20 protein-coding genes, 1 other RNA gene and 1 riboswitch are annotated in these 26,283 nt (G+C 30.2%); of the genes, 14 read left to right on the top strand and 7 right to left on the bottom strand.

Annotated elements, in window-relative coordinates:
- Positions 1–498 carry a thiol peroxidase gene (gene tpx, locus ACW9UN_RS13635; RefSeq protein WP_459486854.1) on the bottom strand — a complete coding sequence of 166 codons (498 nt, stop codon included), beginning with the start codon at positions 496–498 and terminating at the stop codon, positions 1–3.
- A gap of 118 nt (positions 499–616) precedes the next feature.
- Here tpx and ACW9UN_RS13630 point away from each other — a divergent pair, with 118 nt between their 5' ends.
- The 3 genes from ACW9UN_RS13630 (at position 617) to ACW9UN_RS13620 (ending at position 3,813) form a co-directional block, all read left to right on the top strand.
- Complete coding sequence (locus ACW9UN_RS13630; RefSeq protein WP_459486853.1) at positions 617–2,005, top strand: MATE family efflux transporter; 1,389 nt, start codon at positions 617–619, stop codon at positions 2,003–2,005.
- A 166-nt stretch (positions 2,006–2,171) separates the two neighbouring features.
- On the top strand, positions 2,172–2,507 hold the full coding sequence (locus ACW9UN_RS13625) for a DUF2834 domain-containing protein (RefSeq protein WP_459486852.1): 336 nt from the start codon (positions 2,172–2,174) through the stop codon (positions 2,505–2,507).
- Positions 2,497–3,813, top strand: coding sequence for a LuxR C-terminal-related transcriptional regulator (locus tag ACW9UN_RS13620; RefSeq protein ID WP_459486851.1), 1,317 nt, complete (start codon positions 2,497–2,499; stop codon positions 3,811–3,813). The genes ACW9UN_RS13625 and ACW9UN_RS13620 overlap by 11 nt, the downstream gene beginning before the upstream one ends.
- A gap of 357 nt (positions 3,814–4,170) precedes the next feature.
- Here ACW9UN_RS13620 and ACW9UN_RS13615 read toward each other — a convergent pair whose 3' ends face one another.
- Together ACW9UN_RS13615 and guaC are read right to left on the bottom strand one after the other, a co-directional pair.
- Positions 4,171–5,304 (bottom strand): ABC transporter substrate-binding protein, encoded by a 1,134-nt coding sequence (locus ACW9UN_RS13615; RefSeq protein WP_459486850.1) that lies wholly within the window; start codon positions 5,302–5,304, stop codon positions 4,171–4,173.
- Positions 5,301–6,338: a GMP reductase gene (guaC, locus tag ACW9UN_RS13610; RefSeq protein WP_459486849.1), complete on the bottom strand. Its 1,038-nt coding sequence runs from the start codon at positions 6,336–6,338 to the stop codon at positions 5,301–5,303. The genes ACW9UN_RS13615 and guaC overlap by 4 nt, the downstream gene beginning before the upstream one ends.
- Positions 6,339–6,413: 75 nt before the next feature.
- A riboswitch (cobalamin riboswitch) is annotated at positions 6,414–6,639 on the top strand.
- Between the two features lie 148 nt (positions 6,640–6,787).
- Between guaC and ACW9UN_RS13605 the strand changes: the two genes are divergently transcribed.
- Entirely contained in the window at positions 6,788–8,728 is a 1,941-nt protein-coding gene (locus ACW9UN_RS13605; protein WP_459486847.1) for a TonB-dependent receptor plug domain-containing protein, read from the top strand.
- Positions 8,729–8,903: 175 nt separating this feature from the next.
- On the opposite strand, the gene ACW9UN_RS13600 is transcribed toward ACW9UN_RS13605, so the two are convergent.
- The 3 genes from ACW9UN_RS13600 to ACW9UN_RS13590 are packed head-to-tail and all read right to left on the bottom strand — an operon-like array spanning position 8,904 to position 10,753.
- Positions 8,904–9,416: a DUF7935 family protein gene (locus ACW9UN_RS13600; RefSeq protein WP_459486846.1), complete on the bottom strand. Its 513-nt coding sequence runs from the start codon at positions 9,414–9,416 to the stop codon at positions 8,904–8,906.
- A gap of 3 nt (positions 9,417–9,419) precedes the next feature.
- On the bottom strand, positions 9,420–10,139 hold the full coding sequence (locus ACW9UN_RS13595) for a DUF3307 domain-containing protein (RefSeq protein ID WP_459486845.1): 720 nt from the start codon (positions 10,137–10,139) through the stop codon (positions 9,420–9,422).
- Positions 10,139–10,753: a transcriptional regulator gene (locus ACW9UN_RS13590; protein WP_459486844.1), complete on the bottom strand. Its 615-nt coding sequence runs from the start codon at positions 10,751–10,753 to the stop codon at positions 10,139–10,141. Before ACW9UN_RS13590 ends, ACW9UN_RS13595 begins: the two co-directional genes overlap by 1 nt.
- Positions 10,754–10,975: 222 nt before the next feature.
- On the opposite strand from ACW9UN_RS13590, the gene ACW9UN_RS13585 reads away from it, so the two are divergent.
- From ACW9UN_RS13585 to ACW9UN_RS13545, 9 genes are all read left to right on the top strand, one after another.
- Positions 10,976–13,297, top strand: coding sequence for an ATP-dependent helicase (locus ACW9UN_RS13585; RefSeq protein WP_459486843.1), 2,322 nt, complete (start codon positions 10,976–10,978; stop codon positions 13,295–13,297).
- 152 nt (positions 13,298–13,449) lie between these two features.
- Positions 13,450–14,097 carry a DUF4290 domain-containing protein gene (locus ACW9UN_RS13580; RefSeq protein WP_459486842.1) on the top strand — a complete coding sequence of 216 codons (648 nt, stop codon included), beginning with the start codon at positions 13,450–13,452 and terminating at the stop codon, positions 14,095–14,097.
- 2 nt (positions 14,098–14,099) lie between these two features.
- Positions 14,100–15,410: a UDP-N-acetylglucosamine 1-carboxyvinyltransferase gene (gene murA / locus ACW9UN_RS13575; protein WP_459486841.1), complete on the top strand. Its 1,311-nt coding sequence runs from the start codon at positions 14,100–14,102 to the stop codon at positions 15,408–15,410.
- Positions 15,411–15,490: 80 nt separating this feature from the next.
- Positions 15,491–16,036, top strand: coding sequence for an NUMOD4 domain-containing protein (locus tag ACW9UN_RS13570; protein WP_459486840.1), 546 nt, complete (start codon positions 15,491–15,493; stop codon positions 16,034–16,036).
- 90 nt (positions 16,037–16,126) lie between these two features.
- Entirely contained in the window at positions 16,127–16,684 is a 558-nt protein-coding gene (locus ACW9UN_RS13565; protein ID WP_459486839.1) for a nucleotide exchange factor GrpE, read from the top strand.
- An 80-nt stretch (positions 16,685–16,764) separates the two neighbouring features.
- Positions 16,765–17,898, top strand: coding sequence for a molecular chaperone DnaJ (gene dnaJ, locus ACW9UN_RS13560; RefSeq protein WP_459486838.1), 1,134 nt, complete (start codon positions 16,765–16,767; stop codon positions 17,896–17,898).
- Between the two features lie 316 nt (positions 17,899–18,214).
- Positions 18,215–18,502, top strand: an RNA gene (gene rnpB, locus ACW9UN_RS13555) — RNase P RNA component class A.
- Positions 18,503–18,731: 229 nt separating this feature from the next.
- Entirely contained in the window at positions 18,732–21,512 is a 2,781-nt protein-coding gene (locus tag ACW9UN_RS13550) for a bifunctional aconitate hydratase 2/2-methylisocitrate dehydratase (RefSeq protein ID WP_459486837.1), read from the top strand.
- Between the two features lie 437 nt (positions 21,513–21,949).
- The gene (locus ACW9UN_RS13545) at positions 21,950–24,217 is read left to right on the top strand and encodes an aconitate hydratase (RefSeq protein WP_459486836.1); all 2,268 of its coding nucleotides are present in this window, start codon (positions 21,950–21,952) and stop codon (positions 24,215–24,217) included.
- A gap of 22 nt (positions 24,218–24,239) precedes the next feature.
- Here the strand turns inward: ACW9UN_RS13545 and ACW9UN_RS13540 are convergent, their stop codons facing one another.
- Positions 24,240–25,424 (bottom strand): MFS transporter, encoded by a 1,185-nt coding sequence (locus ACW9UN_RS13540; protein WP_459486835.1) that lies wholly within the window; start codon positions 25,422–25,424, stop codon positions 24,240–24,242.
- A gap of 262 nt (positions 25,425–25,686) precedes the next feature.
- On the opposite strand from ACW9UN_RS13540, the gene ACW9UN_RS13535 reads away from it, so the two are divergent.
- Positions 25,687–26,283: CHRD domain-containing protein (locus ACW9UN_RS13535; RefSeq protein WP_518525018.1), on the top strand; the 597-nt coding region annotated here is incomplete at its 3' end.

Here is a 26,283-nt window from a genome sequence, read left to right as displayed (position 1 = left end):
TTATAAAGCGTTTAAGGCAGCGTCGTAATTTGGTTCGTCAGCTATTTCAGGAACTTGTTCTGTATAAATAATTTTTCCATCAGTATCAATAATTACTATACATCTAGAGTGTAATTGCGCTAGTGGTCCATCTTCTATAGTTAATCCATAGTCTGCGCCAAAACTTCCTTTGGCAAAGTCCGACAACATTACAACATTTTCAATACCTTCTGCACCACAAAAACGGCCTTGAGCAAAGGGTAAATCTCTAGAGATACACAATACTACTGTATTTTCTAAATCGGCTGCTTTTTTATTAAACTCTCTTACAGACATTGCGCAAGTACCAGTATCTATACTAGGAAAAATATTTAAAATAATATTTTTTCCTTCAAAATCGGCCAAACTTTTATGAGATAAATCTCCGGCTACCAATGTAAAATTAGGAGCCTCTTTACCAATTTCAGGTAAATTTCCAACTGTGTGAATTGCATTTCCTTTTAATGTAATATTTGCCATTTTATATTTTTTTATGATGATCAAAAATAGGTATTTTTATTGAAATAGATTTGTAAAAACTGTGAAGTTCATCTTAAAAAAAGAATATGTAATCTGTATCTTCGCAGTTCAAATTTCAATGAATTTCGTGAATATAAGGCAGTATACATCAGAATTTAAATACAATTGGAAACTTGCAGCGCCTGTAATGTTAGGGATGCTTGGGCATACTTTTGTTGCTTTTATTGATAATATAATGGTTGGGCAACTGGGTACTGCAGAATTGGCAGCAGTTTCTTTGGGGAATAGTTTTATGTTTATTGCTATGTCTATTGGTATAGGTTTTTCTACTGCAATTACACCTTTAATTGCAGAAGCAGATGCTTCTGATAATTTAAAACAAGCAAGAGCAACTTTTAAAAACGGACTCTTTTTATGTACTTCTTTGGGTGTTTTATTGTTTTTAATGGTCTTTTTTGCAAAACCTTTAATGCATTTTATGCAACAACCAGAAGAGGTTGTGGCTTTGGCAATTCCGTATTTAAATTTAGTGGCTTTTTCTTTAATTCCGTTAATTATTTTTCAGGCCATTAAACAATTTAGTGATGGTATGTCTATGACCAAATACCCAATGTATGCTACATTAATTGCCAATATTGTAAATGTTGTTTTGAATTATTTATTCATTTTCGGAAAGTTTGGTTTTCCAGAGATGGGCGTTGTTGGTGCTGCTTACGGAACTTTAGTATCGCGAATTATTATGGTGATTTACTTATGGCTTTTGTTAAAAAATAAAGCGCGTTCTAAAAGAATTATCAGCAATTTGAAATTCTTTGTTTTAGACATTTTAATGATAAAAAAAATCATCAATTTGGGTTCTTTAAGCGCTATGCAAATGTTTTTTGAAGTGGCTATTTTTACAGCAGCCATTTGGTTGAGTGGTTTATTGGGTAAAAATCCGCAGGCAGCCAATCAAATTGCGTTAAATTTGTCATCTATGACATTTATGGTGGCAATGGGTTTAAGTGTGGCTTCTATGATTAGAGTTGGTAATCAAAAAGGATTACAAAATTTTAAAGAATTGCGTAGAATAGCATTTTCTATTTTTTTACTAGGGATTATTTTTGCGACTATATTTGCGACTTTTTTCTTTTTATTCCATCAAGTTTTACCAAAAATTTATGTGGATTTAGACGATACTGTTAATTATGTAGATAATATGGAGGTAATTTCTATAGCATCAAAATTATTGTTGGCTGCTGCAATTTTTCAAATTTCGGATAGTATTCAGGTGGTAGTTTTAGGAGCTTTGCGTGGTTTACAAGATGTAAAAATACCAACAATATTAACTTTTATTTCTTATTGGTGTGTTGGTTTTCCTGTGTCTTACTTTTTAGGAAAAGAAAACATGTATGGTAGTTTTGGTATTTGGTTAGGTTTGCTAGCAGGTTTATCTACAGCTTCAGTTTTATTGTTTGTTCGTTTTAATCGATTAACATTGAGTTTGATTAAAAACAACAATAATTGATAATAAAATAAAGATGTATTTCAAGATAATTAGGTACATTTTATGTGAGCTTAAATCTTAATAATTGCAATTAAGTTTGATTGAATCAAATGAATAAATTGCTTAACACAATAAAAATGCGGATTGTTATACATTGCAAATGAGATTAAATTATAAGATAAAAAAGATGAAACGTAAACATATTTATTTAGCACTGGCTGTTCTTGGAATTTGCTATACCTGGTATTACAATATTCAATATTTTAACACAGTAAAAGACGCTAATTTTATTGGTTTTTTTAAAGATGCACAGCAAAATTTTGCAGGTAAATCTTTTGGAGCAGATTTAACTGTAGTGTGTTTAACTTTTTTTGCTTTTATGATTCCTGAGTCACTTCGCTTAAAAATTAAATATTGGTGGACTTTAATTCCTTTAACGTTTTTAGTTGCAGTTGCATTTACTTTTCCATTATTCTTATATTTGAGAGAAATAACACTTGAGCATAAAAAGAATGAGGTTTAAATTATTTTTATTATTTCTTTGCTTTTCTCTACATAGTATTTGTCAGAATAAAGTTTATTTTTTAAAAGATTCTTCTCATACATTCACTAAAGAAAATATTTCTTCAGGTAGTTTTCAAAAACTAGACAAACAAATTTTAGAAAAATATTCTGATGATGTGTATTGGTTTAAAATTCCATCAGATTCTACCAAGGAAGCATATATTTTTAAAATTGTTTATGAAAGAATTAGTGGAGTAGAGGCATATCAAAATAACAAGAAACTACAGAAACTTAAAAATCAACGTTACTTAAGCTATCAATTTACCAGAAAATCTGATGTTTATGTAAAAGTATCGCCTAAATTACACGCTTATATTCCTGTAGAACTTAATAGTTTAGAAACTTCTATTGTAAAAGAGAACAATCATTTATTGCTAAATGGGTTTTATTATGGTTTTGCCTTTTTAGTGATAATTTATAATATATGCTATTATGTGCTTTTTAAAGATGATGCTTTTTTATATTATGCGTTGTTTTTAGGTAGCACATCATTTGGTGTTTTTATTATGGATGGAATGCTAAATTATTTAAATGTAGATAAAAATATTAATGATGTGTTGATGATTTCGAACTATTATTTTTTAGCGTTTTTTTCATCAAAATTTGCAAATAGCTATTTGTTTTTAGATCATTATTATCCAAAGCTAAAAAGATTTAGTTATGCATTAGGAACCATTATTATAATACTTGGGTTATTATATTTAAAAAGTAAAAATTACTATTATCTGCTATTTGTTAATATATTGGTTTTTTCTTTATTAACAATTTATTGGTTTAGTTCAGTTTTATTATTTAAAAAGAACTTTTACACTAAAATATTAGCGTTTTCATTTGTTATAATATTATTTCTTGCAATAGATTTTTTTGTGTTAAATTTTTTAGGATTTTCTATATTTCATACAAATCAAAACAACATAAAAATTGGTGCATTTACAGAAATGATAGTATTATCTGTAGCTGTATTGTATAGAATGAAAGCATTAAAAAAAGAAAATGAATTTATGACACAAGAGATTATTACATATTCTAATCTCTTAAAGGAAAAAAATAAAAAAAGTAAAACAAAATCAATCAAAAATAATATCCAAAATCTAAGTATAAGAGAAAGAGAAATTTTTGATTTAATTTTACAAGGAAAATCAAATAAAGAAATTGCCGAATCTATAAATATTTCTATTAATACTGTAAAATTTCATATTAAAAATATTTATGAAAAGTTACATATTAAAAATAGAAAAGAGGCGTATAACTTGTCTGATAATTAATTTTATAAAACATATATACGATGAAATACCTGATAAACTACCCAAAAACTACCCTATAAAAAACAGTTAAAAATACTTCTATTACTTACTTTTGTAATACTAACAAATAAATAATTCCCCAACTTTTAATAACGAACTCCAGTTTTTCTGGAGTTTTTTTATAAAATAAAATCAAATAATATTTTTAATATTTATCATTTATGTTTATAGTTGTAAACACATAAACTCAATAACCATATGATAGAAAAAGATAACGAAGAAAAAGAATCTGAAAAAGCTGCTTCTCTTGTAAGGAATCAATATCAAGAAAAGGAAAAATTAAACAAAAAACAGCAAGAACAGCAGCAACAATAAAAGTTATTGCATTTGTTCAAAAAAAGTCAATTGGTAATTGGGTAATACTTTTGGGTTGGTAATTTTAATAATATCTTTTAAAACCAAATCTGGCCTTGTAGGTGCAAGTTCGTAGTAAAGAACACCACCAGTTTTTCCTTTTTTAGTAGTTGGAGTATATATAGCGTTTTCTTGAAATGCTTTAAATTTTGCATATAATTTGTTGCTTCTTATCATTTGTTCTTTTGATAAAAAATAGCCAGGTGCAATCCAATAATCAGAATTATGCGCTTTATCAAATACGCTTTCAAAACTCAAAGAAAGACTTCCTTTTCCTTCTGTATTTTTCCATAAATAATTCAAATTGGCATCCTTTAAATATTGTGCTACAAAACTATTACCAGCAGGTAAGTTCCAAATATCCTTGCTCATTATGGCTCCAGATAAAATTGTAGGTTTTTTAGAGGTTTTTAAAGCTATATGTTTTGCTTCTAGGTAGTTAGATTCAATTTCTTTAAAAATACTATCGGCTTTTTGTTCTTTATTGTATAATACACCAAAAAATTTAATCCATTCTGCTCTTCCTAAAGGAGTTTCTTCTAGCCAATCTCCATTATAAATCACATTTATTCCAGATTTTTGAATTGTGGTTAATGATTTATCTGCAGCAGAAACACTGTAACCAACCACCAATTGTGGTTGCAAATCCAATAAAATTTCGGTGTTTAAAGCACTTTCTTTGCCAATTTCTTTTATTTTACCTGCATCAATTAATTGTCTTGTTTTTTCTGACGATACATACTTAGAATAAGGAAAACCTATTATAGATGCTTCTTCACCTAATAATTCTACCATTGGAATATGTGTTGTTGATGTAACAACAATTTTTTTGACAGGAACTTCTATTACTTTATATTTATGATTAATATTTGTATCTGTAATTTTAGTTTTAATAAGAAACTCAAAAGTATTTTTAGAGTTTTGGAATGCCGATTTTATAATTAACTTTTTACTTCCATTCTGATTAATAATATCAAAACCCTTTGCATATTTTATGTTGCTTTTTTGAACTATTTCATCTTCAGGTTTTTGAATTTCTTTTTTGCAAGAAAAAAACACTAAAAACCAACAACTAAAAACCAATACCTTTTTAATCATGAATATACTTGGTTTTCTTGTTCTTGAACTCTAATAAACGTTGTTCTTTTGGTCAATTCTTTCAACCTTTTGGCACCTACATAAGTGCAGGTAGATCGTATGCCTCCTAAAATATCTATGATGGTGTGTTCTACATCTCCTCTAAATGGCACTTTTACTGTTTTTCCTTCAGAAGCTCTATAATTGGCAACCCCTCCAGAATGTTTATTCATTGCAGTTTCTGAACTCATGCCATAAAAAGCTTTAAATTTTTCGCCATTTTTCTCAATCAATTCGCCTCCACTTTCTGTATGCCCAGCTAACATGCCACCCAACATTACAAAATCTGCACTTCCTCCAAAAGCTTTAGATAAATCACCAGGAATTTTACAACCTCCATCAGAAATAATTTGTCCTCCCATTCCGTGTGCAGCATCAGCACATTCTATAATTGCAGATAGTTGTGGATATCCAACACCTGTTTTTACTCTGGTTGTGCATACAGAACCTGGGCCAATACCTACTTTTACAATATCAGCACCAGCTAATAATAATTCTTCTACCATTTCACCAGTAACTACGTTACCTGCTATAATTATTTTATTAGGATGATTAGCTCTCATTTTTTTAACAAAATCTACAAAATGTTCAGAATAGCCATTGGCAACATCAATACAGATAAAATTTATTTGAGAAAATTCATTTAAAATGGTTTTTACTTTTTTAGAATCTTCTTTTCCAGTTCCTGTACTTACAGCAATATTTTTTAAAACTTCTTCGGATGAATTTGTCGCAAAATTACGCCACTCGTTTATAGAATAATGTTTGTGAATTGCGGTAAACATTTTATGTTTAGCTAAAGCAATTGCCATTTCAAATGTGCCAACAGTATCCATATTTGCAGCCATAATTGGCACTCCTTTCCAAACAATATTACTGTGTAAAAATTTAAATTCTCTTTCTAAATTTACCTCTGATCGTGATTTTAAAGTGGAACGTTTAGGGCGAATCATAACATCTTTAAAACCTAATTTTAAGTCATTTTCTATTCTCATAAATCATTAAATATTGAATTTTTAAAGATATAAAATTGATGATAGATTTTATTAGATTCTTAAAAAGAATACATATACATTTGCAAAGATTTTGGTTTTAATGCAAAAAATCATTTTGTATTGAATTAAAAGGGAATCTGGTGAAAAACCAGAACTGTACCCGCAACTGTAAGTTTATACTGAACTAGTTTCAGTACCTCTGTAGAGGATGTTATTTATTCTGAAGCCACTGACATATACTGTTGGGAAGGCAAATAACATAAAAACAAGTCAGGAGACCTGCCATTATCACGAGTAAAAACTTTCGGGATAAAAGTTTATGTACTAATAACTATTTGTACACAAAATTTACCTGATTTATTTAAAAAAATCCGAAAATGGTTTCGGACTAACTAACTATTGTCTTTTATAAAAATAATTAAAGACAAATTTTAAACTAAATCATTATAATGAAAAAACAATTATTAATTGTAAGCTTGCTGGTATGCAGTTTTATCAGTAAAAATCTTTTTGCACAAAAAGAGAAAAAAGAAAATGTAGAATCTTTAGGAGAAATTGTAGTTACGGCTACAAAGTTTGCTTTAAAAAAAGAAAACACAGGTAAAGTAATTACTAAAATTACCCAAAAACAATTACAAGAAAATGCAGGTAAAAATGTTATTGAAATCTTAAATAACGTTGTTGGAATAGATGTTAGAGGTGTAAACGCTAATGCAGCAGAACCAAGAAATATTTATGTTAGAGGTGGCAGAAGTAGGCAGGTTTTAGTGCTTATTGATGGTGTACCTGTTACAGATCAATCAGGTATTAATCAAGAGTTTGATTTGCGTTTATTGGCAGTTAGCCAAATTGAAAGTATCGAAATTTTAAAAGGTGCTTCATCTACCTTATATGGCTCTGGTGCTGCAACTGCAGTGATTAATATCATTTTAAAGAAATCATCAAAAGATAAAATTTCAGGTACTTTTGAAACTAGTGTGGGAACTAATCATACAGCAACAATAAAAGGAGAAAATTCGGCAGATAACAATCAAAATGTTTCTGTGAATGGCACTTTAGGGAAATTCAATTTTTTGAGTTCTTTTAGTATGACTAAAGTTGATGGAATGTCGTCTGCAAAAAGCAATTCAAATACCACTTTTGAGGAAGATGGTTTTTACAGTAGAAATATTTTATTAAAATTAGGCTATACATTTCATAAAAAGTTTTCTATACAATCTTTTTTTAATTTTGATGAGTTTGAGTATGGTTTTGATACTGGTGCTTTTGCAGATAGCGAGGTTAATGAGGGAAATCAAAAACAAGTAAGATTTGGAATAAAGCCTAGTTTTACTTACAAAAAAGGGCAATTATATCTTTTAGCTTCTTTAAATAAGGTAAAAAGAGGTTTAGATCAATTCAATTCTTTCTCAAATACTTTAGACAATTATCAATTTAATGGGCAAAGTATAAATTTAGATTTGGTAAACAAATACGAATATTCTGATAAATTACAATTAATTACAGGAATCAATTACCAAGAACATTCCAATCAAACCGAAACTCCGTTTGCAATAATAGATAAAGATATTGCCAATTTTAATACAGTTGACCCTTATGCTAGTTTGGTATATATTAGTAATTCTGGATTAAGTGTAAATGTTGGAGGACGCTATAACATGCATAACATTTATGGAAACCATTTGGTGTATGATGGAAACTTGGCATTTGCGGCGCTTAAAAATGATAAAACCTCTTTAAAGCTAATTACATCTTACAGTACTGCCTTTATTGCACCAAGTTTGTATCAATTATATGATGGTTTTGCTGGTAATATTGATTTAAAACCAGAATCGAACCAAACTTTTGAAATAGGTTTTGAAGCTGGCTATCAAGATTGGATTCATCTAGACGTTGTTTATTTTAATAGAAATGAAGAAGATGCTATTATTTTTAATAATACTACTTTTAAATATGCCAATGGTTCATCTGATGCCAATGGTTTTGAGTTCAATACAAACATTATTCCTACAGATTTTTTAACGTTTAATTTTTCATATACCTTTATAGATAGAGATCAATTTGAAGATTTTGACGATTACATACCCGCTAATAAGTTTACAGCTAGCATCAACTATAATCCACTTAAAAATACTTTTTTTAATATAACCTATAAAAATGTTGGAGAAAGAACTGTTTTTGATAGATATGGTTCTTTTGGTAATGCAGAAGAAGATGTTATTTTAGAAAGCTACCAAGTTTTAGATCTAACTGCTAATTATAAAGTATTAAATGAAACCGTAACCTTTTTTGGAGGTATAACCAATATGTTAAATGAAGATTATGATGATATCCTTGGGTTTTCAACAAGAGGTAGAAATTACAAAATAGGGGTAAGGTTACACTTTTAGTTTTTTCCCCTATTACAATGGTTCATTGTAATTAGAAGAGGCTGTCTGAAAAGTATTAAAATTTGTTATTTTCAACTGTAATGGAGAAATCTTATTTATTGATAATTAAATACATAGATTTTTTTGACTTCAATAAAAACGACATCCAAACCTACTTTTCAGACAGCCTCTTTGATTATATTAATCTTCGTACCTCACTTTTAATAAAATCGATGGCAGTTTCAGTAGGTGGCAAAGTTTTAGAATAATCTATTAAGATATTCTCTCTAAAATTGTTTGCAGAACTAGAAACTTCTGCCACTTGTTTTAATTTATTAATAATGGCTCTTTTAGATGCAACAATAGATAGCCAAGCATCCTTAGAAATATAAATTTGTTGCACTAAATTATGCTCAAATTCTTGATCAATATTAGCGATAATTAGCTGCAAATAATCAGAAGTATCTTCAGATAAAGGTTTTACCCTCAACAACATTTTTACAGGGTTTATGCGCTCACAAAACAACAACATACGCTCGTAGGCTTGCAGTTTTATAGGTAATGATTCCTTTTTCCTTTCGGCCATTAACATCATTTTTTTCTCATTATTTTGTTGCTGAATAAATCCATTAAACATATAATAAGCCACAAAACCAGTTACTGCTGCAGGTAAAATGTAAGCAATGCTTTCTAACAATTTATCTTCCATAAATTACAATTTATTTAAAACATACAAATATAAAATTCCTAAAAAGACAGCAAAGCCAAAACTTAATAAAGTACCAATTAAAATGTATTCTGTTAGTTTTCGGTCTTTAGATGATGTTAAATCTCCAAATCTAAAAACAGATTTTGCCGCTAATAAAAATCCTATGCCTTCCCAATGATTTGTAATTACAAAAGTAAAAACAAATAAGCGCTCTAAAATACCTATATATCTACCAGCTTTGGCAAGTGAATCGTCGTTTTCTTTTTTCTTTTCAGGATTCCATTGTGTTATTATTATTTTTATGATAATGGCTGACACAAAAACAACCATCAATATAAAAATTAGTAGTAATAACGTTTTTTTGGTGATGATATTTTCTAGAGATAAATTAAAATCTTCATAAAAAGAAACAGCAATCATCAACATAAACAAGTGTAAAATTTGATCTATAAAAAACCAAATTCGCTTTGTTTTTTTCTTCTGAAGATATAATTTTAAAAGATCTATACTATAATGAGTTGTAATTATAAACAGAAAACCTAACCAGTATTGTTGTATATCAAATAAAAGGATAAGCAATAAAGATAAAATGTGCACACCAATATGAAAATATAAACGTAAAGATTTTACTTTCTTTTTTTCTTTATCTGTTACCCATTTTTCTGACTGAAAAACAAAATCACCCAAAATATGTGCTAATAAGAATTTTAAAAAGAGTAACATTAATTTGTAGTTTTATTGTTGATTAAATCTCTGTACAACTGTTCTAATTGCATAATTTCATCTAAACCAGCTCTTTTTCTACGTTCACTTGCGCTACTTTCTGATATATTTAATTTTTTTGCGATAATTTTCTGAGTAAGTGTTGGGTTTTTTAAATACATTTCTGCAAAAGTAGCCGAATTTATGGTCCAGTTATCCATGGTTAATAAAGCTAAAGCTAAAGAGGTGTTTAAGATGTTATCAAAGTCTGGCCAAGGAGATTTAATTGCTAAATTTTGTTTTTTTAAAAGATTATCAAAAGCAAACCCACTATTTATAAACGCTTCTCCATTTCCTTCTGTAATGTTTTTAAACGTTTCGTTTTTTGCTCCAATTCCAATTGCAATTCTAACATCCAAATTTTTAATTTTCTTTAAGGCTGTTTTTAATTTTATAGCAAATAATAATGCTTCATCTATCGAATTAATTTCAACTTGAAAACTATCTCCTCTGTATATTTCCCAAGTTTTAGGTGATGTTCCAACAGCATTAAATGCATCTTTTAAGATCGGTAACCACAGCTGTGTAGCTACATTTCTAGAGTTTATAATATCGCCTGTTAAAATGCTTGTCATTGTAAATTTTTAGTAAAAATACTTTTTTTATCGTCAATTTCAAAATTATTCGGGTTTTAAGACGAATTTTAATAAATTCGGGTTTTAAGACGAATTCTTGTTAATTCGGGTTTTAGAACGAATATTTGTAAAATAATTTGTGAATAAAAACTAACAAGGTTACTTTATAAAAACGAATAGTTTGGCTAATTTCACGTTTTTAAATTCTTTCAAAATTTACCATTGAATACTTATTTAAATACTTTAAACGAAGCACAAAAAAAGGCTGTCTTGCAAAAAGATGGTCCAATGATAATTATAGCAGGTGCAGGTTCTGGAAAAACACGTGTTTTAACCTATAGAATTGCGCATTTAATGCAATCTGGAGTAGATTCTTTTAATATTTTATCGCTAACTTTTACCAACAAAGCAGCTCGTGAAATGAAAGAAAGAATTGCAGGAGTTGTAGGCCAAAGTGAAGCCAAAAACCTTTGGATGGGAACTTTTCACTCGGTTTTTGCTAGAATTTTACGATCAGAAGCAGACAAGTTAGGTTTTCCTAGCAACTTTACAATTTACGATACTCAAGATTCAGTACGTTTAATAACTGCAATTATTAAAGAAATGAACTTGGATAAAGAACGCTACAAAGCCAAGCAAATTTTAGGACGAATTTCATCATTCAAAAATAGCTTAATAACAGTTAGAGCGTACTTTAATAATTCTGATTTACAAGAAGCAGATTTACACGCAAGCAGACCAAAAGTTGGTGATATTTATAAAGAATATGTAGACAGATGTTTTAAATCTGGTGCCATGGATTTTGATGATTTATTGTTAAGAACCAATGAATTACTGGCTCGTTTTCCTGATGTTTTGGCAAAATATCAAGACAGATTTAGATATATTATGGTTGATGAGTATCAGGATACAAATCACTCACAATACATCATTGTAAGGGCTTTAGCAGATAAATTTGGTAATATTTGTGTAGTGGGTGATGATTCTCAGAGTATTTATAGTTTTAGGGGGGCTAATATTCAGAATATTTTAAATTTTCAAAAAGATTATCCTGATGTAAAAACCTTTAAATTAGAGCAAAATTATCGATCCACAAAAAATATTGTAAACGCAGCTAACTCTGTAATTGCAAGAAATAAAACCAAGTTAGATAAAGAAGTTTGGACCTCTAATGATGCAGGAGATTCCATAAATGTGATGCGTACCATTTCTGATGGTGAAGAAGGTCGTTTTGTAGCACAATCTATTTGGGAAAATATGAAAACCAATCAAATGACTCCTGATAATTTTTGTGTGTTATACAGAACCAATTCACAATCAAGGGCTATTGAAGATGCCTTGCGTAAAAAAAATATCGAGTACACCATTTATGGAGGAATTTCTTTTTATCAAAGAAAAGAGATAAAAGATATTTTATCTTATTTACGAATTCTCATCAACCCAAATGATGAAGAAGCTTTAAAACGAATTATCAATTACCCAGCAAGAGGAATTGGAGCTACAACCATTGATAGACTTACAATTGCTGCAAATCACTATAAAAAATCCATTTTTGAAATCATAAAGTATATTGATAAAATCGATATAAAAATTAATTCAGGAACAAAAAATAAGCTCCAGAATTTTATGAATATGATTTTACGATTACAAATAGAATCGCAAGCTAAAAATGCTTTTGAAATTGCAGAAACGGTTGTAAAACAAACACGTTTAATAAAAGACTTAGAAAAAGACGGTACACCAGAAGCTGTAAGCAAAGTAGAAAACGTTCAAGAATTATTAAACGGAATTAAAGATTTTATTACCGATAAAATAGAAGAAGGTGAAGATGCTTCTTTAACCACGTTTTTAGAGGATGTTGCCTTAGCTACAGATTTTGATTCTAAGAAAAATAACGATAAACCGAGTGTTTCTTTAATGACCATTCATCAATCTAAAGGATTAGAATATTTATATGTATACATTGTTGGTTTAGAAGAAAATTTATTTCCTTCTGCAATGAGCATGAATACCAGAAGTGAGTTAGAAGAAGAGCGAAGGTTGTTTTACGTAGCTTTAACAAGGGCAGAAAAAGTGGCTTATTTAAGTTATGCACAAACACGTTACAGATGGGGTAAATTGGTAGATGCTGAACCAAGCCGATTTTTAGAAGAAATAGACGATCAATATTTATATTACATTACCCCTAAAGTTCCAGAACCTTCTGTAAATCGTTTTGTTGATAAAAGTATTTTTGATGATGCTCCTAAAGGAATTCGTTTTCAGAAACCTATTCAGCGTAAAAAAAAGGAAAGAGAAATCTTAAAAAAGAAAGAAATTATTGTTCCTAAAAATTTAAAAAAAGTAACACAGGCCACAACAAAAACAAATTTATTTGATAGTGATGTGGCAGTAGGTAATATTGTTGAGCACAATAGGTTTGGAGCAGGAGAGGTTATTGCTTTAGAAGGAAAAGGACCCAATAAAAAAGCAGAAATCAAATTTAGTACAGTTGGTAAAAAGAAATTGTTGCTACAATTTGCAAAATTAAAGGTAATTGGATAATTAATTCTAATTAATAATTACTAATTCGTAATAATTAATTATTTTGCAACGTTAAATAACTACATATAATAATTGTTTGATTGAAAAGCAATAAAAATCTTTTTGAGAGTTTTCAATTACAATTAGATAAAATACTTCACAAAAATAGATAAATGACATTCGATTTAGAATATAATTCAGAAAGAACATTAATGATAATACCCGAATATGGACGTCATATTCAAAAACTAGTAGATCATTGTGTAGCTTTAGAAACCAAAGAAGACCGTAACACAATGGCAAAAGCAATTGTAGATGTTATGGGAAATTTACAACCGCATTTAAGAGATGTTCCAGATTTTAAACATAAATTATGGGATCAACTTTTTATAATGGCAAAGTTTGATTTAGATGTAGATTCTCCTTACCCACAACCTTCTAAAGAAGAATTACAAGAAAAACCAGAACCTTTAGCGTACCCAAAATCAGCATCAAGATATCGTTATTATGGTAACAACATACAAACAATGATAGATGTTGCTTTAAGTTGGGATGAAGGAGATATGAAAGAAGCTTTAGTATTTACCATAGCCAATCACATGAAAAAATGTTACCTAAATTGGAACAAAGATACTGTAGATGATGCTGTTATTTTTAAACATTTATATGATTTGTCTGATGGTAAAATCGATTTAAGAAATTCTGATGAAATATTAACTGAGAGTAAAAATTTGTTAAGAAAAAGAAATTCCCAAGGGCAAAATCATTCTAAAAATAATCACAAAAAAACTCACCATAACAAAGGTAGAAAAAGGTACTAACAATGGCATCATTTAAAATTGAAGGTGGGTATAAATTACAAGGAACCATCACTCCACAAGGAGCAAAAAATGAAGTTTTACAAATACTCTGTGCAGTTTTATTAACGCCAGAAAAAATTACAGTTCATAATATTCCAGATATTATAGACGTAAATAAATTGATTTTTATTCTAGGAGAATTAGGAGTTAAAATACATAAATTAAGCAGGAATTCTTATACTTTTCAAGCCGATGAAATTAAACTAGAATATTTAAAATCTCCTGAATTTAAGAAAGATGGTAGCTCATTAAGAGGCTCTATAATGATAGTTGGTCCATTACTAGCACGTTTTGGAAAAGGCTATATACCTAAACCTGGAGGAGATAAAATTGGTCGTAGAAGATTAGACACACATTTTGAAGGTTTCATTAATTTGGGAGCTACCTTTAGGTACAATAAAGAAGAATATTTCTATGGAGTAGAAGCAGATGAATTAGTAGGTACAGATATGTTGTTAGATGAAGCTTCTGTAACTGGTACTGCCAATATTTTAATGGCTTCTGTTTTGGCTAAAGGTACAACTACAATCTACAATGCCGCTTGCGAACCCTACATTCAACAATTGTGTAAAATGTTAAATAAAATGGGAGCAAACATTACTGGTGTAGGCTCTAATTTACTAACAATTACAGGTGTTGATACTCTAGGAGGTTGTGAGCATAGAGTACTGCCAGATATGATTGAAATTGGTTCTTGGATTGGTGTTGCTGTTATGACACGTTCAGAATTAACAATTAAAAATGTAAGCTGGGAGAATTTAGGACAAATTCCTAATGTGTTTGCAAAACTTGGAATTGAATTTGAAAAAATAGGCGATGACATTTATATACCTGAACAACAATCTTATGAAATTCAGAATTATATAGACGGATCTGTATTAACAGTCGCAGATGCTCCATGGCCAGGCTTTACGCCAGATTTATTGAGTATTGTTTTGGTTATTGCAACCCAAGCAAAAGGAACCGTTTTAATTCATCAAAAAATGTTTGAAAGTCGTTTGTTTTTTGTGGATAAATTAATAGATATGGGCGCAAAAGTTATATTATGCGATCCTCATAGAGCCACTGTTATTGGGCAAAATTTTGAAAGTACTTTAAAAGCAACAACAATGACATCTCCAGACATTAGAGCAGGTATATCTTTATTAATTGCAGCACTTTCTGCAAAAGGCACTAGTATTATTCATAATATAGAACAAATAGACAGGGGTTACGAAAATATTGAAGCTCGACTAAAATCTATTGGAGCAAAAATTGAAAGAATAGAACATTAAAAAATAACATTGCTAGAAAAAGAAAATTTTAAATAAGAAAAAGAAAAAGTTTTGTTTATTATTAATTAAACTTTTAAAGAATGATCAGAAATTTATGGCAAGAAGAGTGGAAAGAAATTCAATTTGATGAAAAAATTTCAAAGAAAGAGAAATTTAAAATTTCTAATTACGGAAGAGTAATTAATTGTAAAAATGACAAAGAATTTCTCAGAAAACGCACATTTATAAATGGTTACGAAACCATATCTCTAAAACAAGAAGTAAATAACAAATCTACCAGTAGATATGTACATAAATTAGTAGCTCAACATTTTCTAGAAAAAGAAAACGATGAGCAGTGCTTTGTAATTCATTTAGATTATGATAAAGATAATAATGAGGTAAATAACTTAAAATGGGCTACCAAACGAGAAAAAGAGTTACATCAATTCAGTCATCCAAACTGGGATAAGGTTGTTGAAAAAAGAAGTAAAAATATAGGTAAATTAACTGAAGGAAAAGTAAAAATAATTAAACGTCAATTAAAAAATAATCGGACAAGGATATCAATGATAGCCAAACGTTTTGGGGTTTCTGATACTCAAATACATCGAATTAAGTCTGGCGAAAATTGGTCTCATGTTTAAAAATAATTTATAATAGTGTCAATTTGACACTATTTTTTTATTGGCAACGTTTTTGACAATAAATTGTAAACAATTTAACGATTACTGAAAATGAGTAAGCAAGAAGAAATAAAAGAAGAAGAAATCAAAAAAGAAGAAACAAATTCTCAAGCAGAAGAAAATCAAGAAGTTGAGAAAGAAGTTGAGCGAGAAGATGTAAAAGAAGAACCAACTGCTGAAGAATTAATTCAAGCAGAAAAAGATAAATTCTTACGTCTATTTGCAGAGTTTGAAAACTATAAAAAGAGAACAACAAGAGAAAGAATAGAACTATTTAAAACTGCAAGTCAAGAATTAATGACAGCTTTGTTGCCAATTATGGATGATTTCGACAGAGGACTGTCAGAAATTAAAAAAGCAAAAGACAAAGAATTATTAAAAGGAATGCAGTTAATTAATGATAAATTAAAAAACACTTTAACTCAAAAAGGCTTAACTTCAATTGAAGTGAATGCAGGAGATGTGTTTGACGCAGAAATTCACGAAGCAATCACTCAAATTCCAGCACCATCAGAAGATTTAAAAGGTAAGGTAATTGACTGTGTTGAAAAAGGATATAAATTAGGCGAAAAAATTATTCGTTATCCAAAAGTAGTAATAGGACAGTAATTAGTTTTCAGTATACAGTAAGCAGTAGCCAGTAATTACTGACTGCTCACTGAAAACTGCAAACTGCAAACTAAAAGAAAATGGCAAAACAAGATTTTTACGAAATATTAGGAATATCTAAATCCGCATCACAAGCAGAAATAAAGAAAGCCTACAGGAAAATGGCGATTAAATATCATCCAGATAAAAATCCTGGAGATACTACCGCAGAAGAAAAGTTTAAAAAAGCAGCTGAGGCTTACGAAGTTTTAAGTGATGAAAACAAAAAAGCACGTTACGATCAATATGGGCATGCAGCCTTTGATGGTCCACAAGGTGGTGGTTTTGGTGGCGGTGGAATGAATATGGACGACATTTTCAGCCAGTTTGGAGATATCTTCGGAAATGGAGGTGGTTTTGGTGGTGGCTTTGGGGGTTTTGGTGGTGGAGGCCAAAGACAAGCCAGAGTTAAAGGTAGTAATATGCGCATTCGTGTAAAGTTAACCTTAGAAGAAATAGCCAAAGGTGTAGAGAAAAAAGTTAAAGTTCGTAGAAAAGTACAGGCCAGTGGTGTAAAGTATAAAACGTGTACTACTTGTAATGGATCTGGTCAAGAGATGAGAATTCAAAACACCATTTTAGGGAGAATGCAAACTGCAACTACATGTAGTACTTGTTCTGGAGCTGGAGAAATTATTAGTTCTAAACCTAATGGTGCAGATGCTCAAGGTTTGGTTATAAAAGAAGAAACTGTACCAATAAACATACCTGCAGGGGTTACTGAAGGTGTTCAATTAAAAGTAGGAGGTAAAGGAAACGATGCTCCTGGTAAAAATTCAATTTCTGGAGATTTATTGGTTTTAATCGAAGAGATACCTCACGAAACCCTAAAAAGAGAAGGTACAAATATTCATTACGATTTGTATATCAACTTTTCTGAAGCTGTTTTAGGTACAAGTAAAGAAGTAGAAACGGTTACAGGTAAAGTAAAAATTAAGATAGAGCCTGGTACACAATCAGGTAAAATATTACGTTTAAAAGGAAAAGGTTTACCTAGCATAGAACGTTATGGTACAGGAGATTTTTTAATTCATATAAATGTTTGGACACCTCAAGAATTAAACAAAGAGCAAAAACAATTCTTTGAAAATATGGTAGAAGACAATAACTTTTCACCTAACCCAAATAAATCGGACAAATCATTTTTTGAGAAAGTTAAAGACATGTTTTCTTAAAAAAGTATTAAAAATTAAAAAAAAAGGTGTAAAATTTATCATAAATGTTTTTTGGTAATCATTTTTAATATATATTTGTATCGTTATTGAGAAATCAATAACACTTTTTCTTTTTCATAGCAATTTTTCCCACTCAAATTTCATTTGAGTGGGTTTTTTATAAAAAGAATTTTATTACAAGGTTTTAATTTAAAACAATTCAAGTTCAACATCAAACATATTAAAATTTAAAGCAGACTTATCTTATCGCTTTGTTCTAAACTTCTTTCCGTATTTTATATGTGAATAGAAATAATTTTCACAAAAGATATCGAATAAAGTTTAGAACACAGAGGAAAGTCCGAACACCACAGAGTATTCATAGCGGATAACATCCGTCCAACGTAAGTTGAGGACAAGTGCAACAGAAAGCAAGTACAGTTAGGCTGTAGTGAAACCAGGTAAACTCTATGAGGTGCAATGCCATGTATATTAGAGCTTGAGAGCTACTCGCTCGATTCTAAAGGGTAGGCAGATAGATTTCGATAGCAATATCGAGACTAGATAAATGATAAGAGCCTTTTTAAAAAAGGAACAGAATTCGGCTTACAAGTCTGCTTTTTATTTTTTAAAAGCCTTTAAATATTGATATATTTTTTGATATTTCATTAAGAAAAACTCAATCTTTCAGTTAATAATCTTTTTTTATTTATTAATAGCGCTAATCTATTATTTATCTTTCAAAATAAAGATAAAAAATGTAAGTTTGCGACGCTAAAATTTATAAAAATTCAAACTTTAAGCTTTTAAAAACTACAAATTGTAAAGCCATAAGTTTAAAAAAGATTTACTTCATGAATACTTACAAAGATTATCTCAAAGAGATAGAAGATCGTAAAAGTCAAGGGCTTCATCCTAAGCCAATTGACGGGGCAGAGTTACTAAGCGAAATCATCGACCAAATTAAAGATGTAAATAATGAGTTTAGAGAAGATTCTCTAAATTTTTTTATTTATAATGTTTTGCCTGGTACAACCAGTGCTGCTAGTGTAAAAGCAAAGTTTTTAAAAGAAATTATTCTTGGTGAATCTAAAGTTAAAGAAATTTCCACTGAATTTGCATTTGAGCTATTGTCTCACATGAAAGGAGGTACTTCTATCAAAGTTTTATTAGATTTAGTGCTGTTAGGTAAAGATATCAAAATAGCCAAACAAGCTGCAGAAGTGCTAAAAATGCAAGTATTTTTATATGAAGCTGATGTTGAAAGGTTAGAAGAAGCCTACAAAAAAGGTTGTCCTATATCTAAAGAATTGTTAGAAAGTTATGCTAAAGCAGAATTTTTTACAAAGCTACCAGAGGTAGAAGAAGAAATAGAGGTAGTTACTTATATAGCAGGAGTTGGTGATATTTCTACAGATTTATTATCACCAGGAGCAGATGCACATTCAAGATCAGACCGTGAGTTGCATGGCCAGTGCATGTTTGAACATAACAAAGAAATGCAACAAGAATTGTTAGCTTTAAAAGAGCAACATCCAGATAAAAGAGTAATGTTAATTGCCGAAAAAGGAACCATGGGAGTAGGTTCTTCAAGAATGTCTGGTGTTAATAATGTGGCATTATGGACCGGTATCTCTTCAAGTCCCTATGTACCATTTATCAATATAGCACCAGTAATCGCTGGTACAAATGGTATAGCACCAATTTTTTTAACAACAGTTGGAGTAACTGGTGGTATTGGTATCGATTTAAAAAATTGGGTACAGCAAAAAGATGACGATGGCAATACAATTGTTGATCAAGAAGGAGAGCCAATTTTGAAGCAAGTTTACTCTGTAAACACAGGTACTGTTTTAACTATCAACACTAAGAAAAAGAAATTATATAGTGGTAATGTTGAGTTAAAAGATATTTCTGCTGCACTAACTCCACCCAAAATGGAATTTATAAGAGCTGGTGGTTCTTACGCTGTAGTTTTTGGTAAAAAATTACAAACTTTATCCTGTAAAATATTAGGTATAGATATTCCTCAAGTTTATGCACCTTCTAAAGAAGTTTCTATAGATGGGCAAGGTCTAACAGCTGTTGAAAAAATATTTAACAAAAATGCTGTAGGTACTACTCCTGGAAAAACATTGCACGCAGGTTCTAATGTTCGCGTAGAAGTAAACATTGTAGGTTCTCAAGACACTACTGGTTTAATGACTTCTCAAGAATTAGAAATGATGGCAGCAACCATCGTATCTCCTATTGTTGATGCAGGTTATCAATCTGGCTGTCACACAGCATCTGTTTGGGATGATAAATCAAAAGCAAACATTCCAAGATTAATGAAATTTATGAATGACTTTGGTTTAATCACAGCACGTGATCCTAAAGAAAAGTACCATGCAATGACCGATGTTATTCATAAAGTTTTAAATGATATAACAGTTGATGATTGGGATATTATTATTGGTGGAGATTCTCATACACGTATGTCTAAAGGTGTTGCTTTTGGCGCAGATTCTGGTACAGTTGCACTTGCTTTAGCAACAGGAGAAGCTACAATGCCAATTCCAGAGTCAGTTAAGGTAACTTTTAAAGGTGAAATGAAAAGTTTCATGGATTTTCGTGATGTAGTGCATGCAACTCAACAACAAATGTTAAAGCAGTTTGGTGGAGAAAATGTGTTTCAAGGAAGAATTATAGAAGTTCATATTGGTACATTAACCTCAGACCAAGCCTTTACTTTTACAGATTGGACAGCAGAAATGAAAGCCAAAGCATCTATTTGTATATCAGAAGAAGATACATTAATAGAATCTTTAGAAATTTCGAGAGATCGTATTCAAATTATGATCGATAAAGGAATGGATAATGAAAAGCAAATGCTACAAGGCTTAATTGATAAAGCAAATAACAGAATTCAAGAACTAAAAACAGGCATTAAACCTGCTTTAAAACCAGATGCTGATGCCAATTATTATGCTGATGTTGTTATTGATTTAGATGAAATTGCTGAACCAATGATTGCTGATCCAGATGTTAATAATGAAGATGTTTCTAAGCGTTATACGCATGATACTATTCGTCCATTATCTTTTTATGGAGGAACTAAAAAAGTAGACTTAGGTTTTATTGGTTCTTGCATGATTCACAAAGGTGATATGCAAATTTTGGCACAAATGCTTAAAAATATCGAAGCGCAACAAGGCGAAATCGAATTTAAAGCACCTTTAGTTGTAGCACCACCAACATATAATATTGTTGATGAGTTAAAAGCAGAAGGAGACTGGGAAGTTTTACAAAAGTACTCAGGTTTCGAATTTGATGATAATGCTCCTAAAGGTCTAGCACGTACTAAATATCAAAATATGTTATATTTAGAGCGCCCAGGATGCAATCTATGTATGGGTAATCAAGAAAAAGCAGAACCAGGAGATACAGTAATGGCTACGTCAACACGTTTATTTCAAGGGCGAGTTGTAAAAGATACAGGAGATAAAAAAGGAGAATCTTTACTATCTTCTACTCCAGTTGTGGTGTTATCTACAATTTTAGGAAGAACTCCAACAATGGCAGAGTACGAAAAAGCAGTAGACGGTATTGTTTTAACAAAATTCAAACCATCACAAAAACAATTAGTAAGCTAACCTATAAAGTTTACTAATAAGCACAAAAGCTCAAGTTTTAAACTTGAGCTTTTTTTTATGGAAAAAATCAAAATAAATTAACATGAATTCGATTTAAAAAACGCTAATTATTAATGTATTATTATTCTTTAAAACGAATGTCATTTTTACTAAAATATAGGAATTTTACTTTAAATTTGAAATTTCTTAGCTACACAATTTGCATCGAAAGCTGCTTTCTATAAAAATTATTTTTAACTCAATAGTGTTAGAAATAACGATTTACTATTTTTTAGTAAAATAAACCGATATCAACCTAAAAGGGTCTCTAACTCGCGTTAATTAATGCAAATAGATTATAAAAATAGTTTTATAGAAATAAAATTAAGGAAGTCAATTGTTTTCCTTATAAATTTATTTAAATTAGTGGTATAACAATAACTAAAAAATTTATACTTATGGCATTTGATATTGATATGATTAAAGAAGTTTACGCAAACATTACAGAACGCGTTGATGCCGCTCGTAATATAACAGGAAAACCACTTACATTGGCCGAAAAAATATTGTATTCTCATCTATGGGATGGAGTTCCTACAAAACAATTTACAAGAGGTAAAGATTATGTAGATTTTGCTCCTGATAGAATTGCGTGTCAAGATGCAACAGCTCAAATGGCGTTATTACAATTTATGCAAGCAGGTAAGCCTAAAGTAGCTGTTCCAACAACCGTTCATTGCGATCATTTAATTCAAGCTAAAGAAGGTGCAGCAACAGATTTAAAACATGCCAATAGCACAAGTAGCGAAGTTTTTAATTTTTTAGAGTCAGTTTCTAACAAATATGGTATTGGTTTTTGGAAACCGGGTGCAGGTATTATTCATCAAGTTGTTTTAGAAAACTATGCTTTTCCAGGAGGGATGATGATTGGTACAGATTCGCATACAGTAAATGCAGGTGGTTTAGGTATGGTAGCTATTGGTGTTGGTGGTGCTGATGCTGTTGATGTAATGGCTGGTATGGCATGGGAATTAAAATTTCCAAAACTAATTGGTGTAAAACTAACTGGTAAACTTTCAGGATGGACAGCTCCTAAAGATGTTATTTTAAAAGTAGCAGAAATCTTAACTGTAAAAGGAGGTACAGGTGCAATTGTAGAATATTTTGGCCCTGGCGCAACTTCTATGTCTTGTACAGGAAAAGGAACAATATGTAATATGGGAGCTGAAATAGGCGCAACTACGTCTACTTTTGGTTATGATGAATCTATGGAACGTTATTTACGTGCTACAGAAAGAGAAGATGTTGCAGATGCTGCGAATAAAGTTAAAGAATATTTAACCGCTGACCCAGAAGTGTATGCTAATCCTGAAGATTATTTTGGTCAAGTTATCGAGATTAATTTATCTGAGTTAGGACCATTGTTAAACGGACCTTTTACACCAGACTTATCTACAGAAGTTGGTGCTGCTATGACAGAAAAAGCACAAGAAAATAATTGGCCAATGCAAGTAGAGTGGGGGTTAATAGGTTCTTGTACAAATTCATCTTATGAAGATTTATCAAGAGCTTCATCCATAGCGCAACAAGCTTTAGATAAAGGTTTAAAAACAAAAGCAGAATTTGGTATCAATCCAGGTTCTGAAAAAGTAAGGTACACTGCAGATAGAGATGGTATTTTAGGAATCTTTGAAAAATTAGGGGCAAAAATTTTTACGAATGCTTGTGGTCCTTGTATTGGGCAATGGGCTAGATATTCAGATCCTAAAAATGCTCCTAAAAATAGTATTGTACATTCATTTAATAGAAATTTTGCTAAAAGGGCAGATGGAAACCCAAATACACACGCGTTTGTGGCTTCACCAGAAATTACAGCGGCTATTGCCATAGCAGGTCGTTTAGATTTTAATCCTTTAAAAGATACATTAATTAATGAAAATGGAGAGGAAGTAATGCTAGATGAACCAACAGGTTGGGAATTACCACCAAAAGGTTTTGATGTAAAAGAAAATGGATATCTTGCACCAAAAGAAGATGGAAGTAATGTAGAAATTGCTGTTAATGAAGATTCAGAAAGATTACAATTATTAACCCCTTTTGAGCCTTTAGGAAATTCAATTACAGGAGCTAAATTATTAATTAAAGCTTTTGGAAAATGTACTACAGATCATATTTCTATGGCTGGGCCTTGGTTACGCTTTAGAGGTCATTTAGATAATATTGCAAACAATACTCTAATTGGTGCTGTAAACGCGTTTAATAAAAAAACAAACTTTGTAAAAAATCAATTAACAGGTGAATATGATGCTGTACCTGCAGTACAAAGAGCATACAAAAAAGAGGGCATTAAAACAGTAGTTGTTGGAGACCATAATTACGGAGAAGGTTCTTCTAGAGAACATGCTGCAATGCAACCAAGACATTTAGGTGTTGCTGCTGTTATTGTTAAATCTTTTGCAAGAATTCATGAAACTAATTTAAAAAAGCAAGGAATGTTAGGGCTAACTTTTGATAATGAAGCAGATTATGATTTAATTCAAGAGGATGATATTTTTAATTTTGTAGATTTAAATGAATTTGCTCCAGACAAACAGTTGACTTTAGAAGTTGTACATACAGATGATAGCAAAGACACCATCAAACTAAATCATACATACAACAAAGCACAAATTGATTGGTATAATGAAGGTTCTGCTTTAAATTTAATTAAAAAACAAAATGAGTAATAATTATAAGTTATAAAATATCTTAAAACTCCTGTTCATCAGGAGTTTTTCTTTTTATAGCAATTAAGCCTAAAATTGGTCCAATAGCTAAAATCATAAAAACCAAATTAGATTCAGTAATTATTCTTATTTGGTTTAAAGCTAAAATACTAATAATCGTTATCGAAAAACCAACGCAATTCACAATAGTTAATGCAGTCCCTTTATCTTTTTTAGGAGCGTTTTGTGCCACCATTGTAGAAAATAGAGGCGAATCTCCGATAACTACAATTCCCCAAAAAACTAAAAAAGAAACAAAAACATATTGATTAGTACTCAAAAAAATAAAAGGACATATTAAACAACATAAGCAAGATAATAGAAGAAAACTAAATGCCGTTTTTTGTATTCCTATTTTTTCTGAAATATATCCACTCAAAACACAAGCAAAACTACCAATTCCAATAATTAAAAAAGAAAGCAAAGGTATATTAAAAGAAATATTACTGTTCATATTTTCATAAATTGATAGCAAAATAGGTATAAAGGTCCAAAAAGTATATAATTCCCACATATGTCCAAAATAGCCAAAAGCAGCTTTTCTAAAGTTTTTATTTCTAAAAACTTTAAAACAAGCAGATAAATCTAGATTAGTACTTTGGCTTCTGTATGGTCCATTCTTAACAAAAACCAACATCAATGAACCACCAAAAACAGCTAAAATAGAAGTTATAATAAGTACACTTTTCCAAGAAAAATGAATAAGAAGATCTTTCAATAAATGAGGTAAAGCAGTACCAATAACCAAAGCTCCAACTAAAAATCCTAAAGACTTTCCCAAACCTTTATTGTAATAATCTGTAGCTATTTTCATACCTACAGGATAAACACCAGCTAAAAAAAATCCAATAAAAAAACGTAATATGAACAAAGTAAACAAGGATTGATTGTTATATATCATAGATATATTAAAAATGGCACCAAAAACAGCACTAAAAAAGAAAACTTTTGATGGAGAAAAACGATCTACAATACACAATACTGCGAATAATAACGTGCCTGCAATAAAACCAAATTGTACAGCAGATGTTAGTAGGCTAAGAGCATTATCATTTAAAGAGAATGTTGCTACCAAACTGTTCATAACACCATTACTTGCAAACCATAATGATGTACAAAAGAATTGAGAAATAACAATAACAGGTAATATTTTTTTTGAGATGATCATCGTAGCACGAAAGTAATAAAAAAGCCAACACATAAAATTTAGCGTGCTTCTTTTGCATCATTTTATTGAAAAAAACTACAACTAAGAAAATAATTGAGTTAAATTAATTTGATTTTAACATAATTGGGAAAACTTTAGTAAAATTAATATCAACTATGCTAATGCTTTGTTAAATGCCAATATAGGTTCAAAGTTTACTTCATTTAAACATTTTATTGTGTTAGATTTGTTTAACAAATAAATAAAAAATATAAACAAAATTATGAAAAAATTTACATCGATTTTATTATTAGTGTTTTCATTTATCGCCTTTACAAGTTGCGATAATGATGATGAGCACTTGTTTACAACACCAACAGGTTTGGCAACAACATATAATTTAGAAGAAAAAGCAGTAGCAGGAATTTCAGGTACTGCCAGATTTATAAAAAATCAAGATGCCTCGGTAACTGTTGTTTTAGCGTTAAATAATACTCCAGAAGGAGGTTCACATCCAGCACATATACATGCAAATTCTGCTTTAGAAGGTGGTGGTATTGTAGTAAGTCTAAATCCAGTAGATGGAGATACAGGAAGAAGTGTTACCACATTTTCTAACAAAGATGATGGTTCAAGAATTACCTACGAAGAATTGTTAAACTTCGATGGTTACATTAATGTTCATTTAAGTTCCGATAATTTAAGTACAATCGTTGCTCAAGGAGATATTGGTGAAAATGCACTAACAGAAAACACCATTACCTACGATTTAGGTGAGAAAGCAGTATCAGGAATTTCTGGTAATGTTACCTTTACAGAAAGAGTAAATGGAGAAATTTTAGCTACAATAGCATTGGCAAATACTCCTGCAGGTGGTTCA

Source organism: Polaribacter litoreus, assembly GCF_054584775.1.
This window is presented reverse-complemented; position numbering and strand designations above follow the sequence as displayed.

What these genes read in the sequence shown, in the direction of transcription:
- ACW9UN_RS13545 (WP_459486836.1), top strand. Translation starts at nt 21,950, where the DNA reads ATGGCATTTGATATTGATATGATTAAAGAAGTTTACGCAAACATTACA.
- ACW9UN_RS13590 (WP_459486844.1), bottom strand. Translation starts at nt 10,753, where the DNA reads ATGACAAGCATTTTAACAGGCGATATTATAAACTCTAGAAATGTAGCT.
- murA (WP_459486841.1), top strand. Translation starts at nt 14,100, where the DNA reads ATGGCATCATTTAAAATTGAAGGTGGGTATAAATTACAAGGAACCATC.
- ACW9UN_RS13620 (WP_459486851.1), top strand. Translation starts at nt 2,497, where the DNA reads ATGAGGTTTAAATTATTTTTATTATTTCTTTGCTTTTCTCTACATAGT.
- ACW9UN_RS13625 (WP_459486852.1), top strand. Translation starts at nt 2,172, where the DNA reads ATGAAACGTAAACATATTTATTTAGCACTGGCTGTTCTTGGAATTTGC.
- ACW9UN_RS13600 (WP_459486846.1), bottom strand. Translation starts at nt 9,416, where the DNA reads ATGGAAGATAAATTGTTAGAAAGCATTGCTTACATTTTACCTGCAGCA.
- ACW9UN_RS13630 (WP_459486853.1), top strand. Translation starts at nt 617, where the DNA reads ATGAATTTCGTGAATATAAGGCAGTATACATCAGAATTTAAATACAAT.
- ACW9UN_RS13605 (WP_459486847.1), top strand. Translation starts at nt 6,788, where the DNA reads ATGAAAAAACAATTATTAATTGTAAGCTTGCTGGTATGCAGTTTTATC.
- ACW9UN_RS13615 (WP_459486850.1), bottom strand. Translation starts at nt 5,304, where the DNA reads ATGATTAAAAAGGTATTGGTTTTTAGTTGTTGGTTTTTAGTGTTTTTT.
- ACW9UN_RS13540 (WP_459486835.1), bottom strand. Translation starts at nt 25,424, where the DNA reads ATGATCATCTCAAAAAAAATATTACCTGTTATTGTTATTTCTCAATTC.
- ACW9UN_RS13580 (WP_459486842.1), top strand. Translation starts at nt 13,450, where the DNA reads ATGACATTCGATTTAGAATATAATTCAGAAAGAACATTAATGATAATA.
- ACW9UN_RS13565 (WP_459486839.1), top strand. Translation starts at nt 16,127, where the DNA reads ATGAGTAAGCAAGAAGAAATAAAAGAAGAAGAAATCAAAAAAGAAGAA.
- tpx (WP_459486854.1), bottom strand. Translation starts at nt 498, where the DNA reads ATGGCAAATATTACATTAAAAGGAAATGCAATTCACACAGTTGGAAAT.
- ACW9UN_RS13595 (WP_459486845.1), bottom strand. Translation starts at nt 10,139, where the DNA reads ATGTTACTCTTTTTAAAATTCTTATTAGCACATATTTTGGGTGATTTT.
- dnaJ (WP_459486838.1), top strand. Translation starts at nt 16,765, where the DNA reads ATGGCAAAACAAGATTTTTACGAAATATTAGGAATATCTAAATCCGCA.
- ACW9UN_RS13550 (WP_459486837.1), top strand. Translation starts at nt 18,732, where the DNA reads ATGAATACTTACAAAGATTATCTCAAAGAGATAGAAGATCGTAAAAGT.
- guaC (WP_459486849.1), bottom strand. Translation starts at nt 6,338, where the DNA reads ATGAGAATAGAAAATGACTTAAAATTAGGTTTTAAAGATGTTATGATT.
- ACW9UN_RS13570 (WP_459486840.1), top strand. Translation starts at nt 15,491, where the DNA reads ATGATCAGAAATTTATGGCAAGAAGAGTGGAAAGAAATTCAATTTGAT.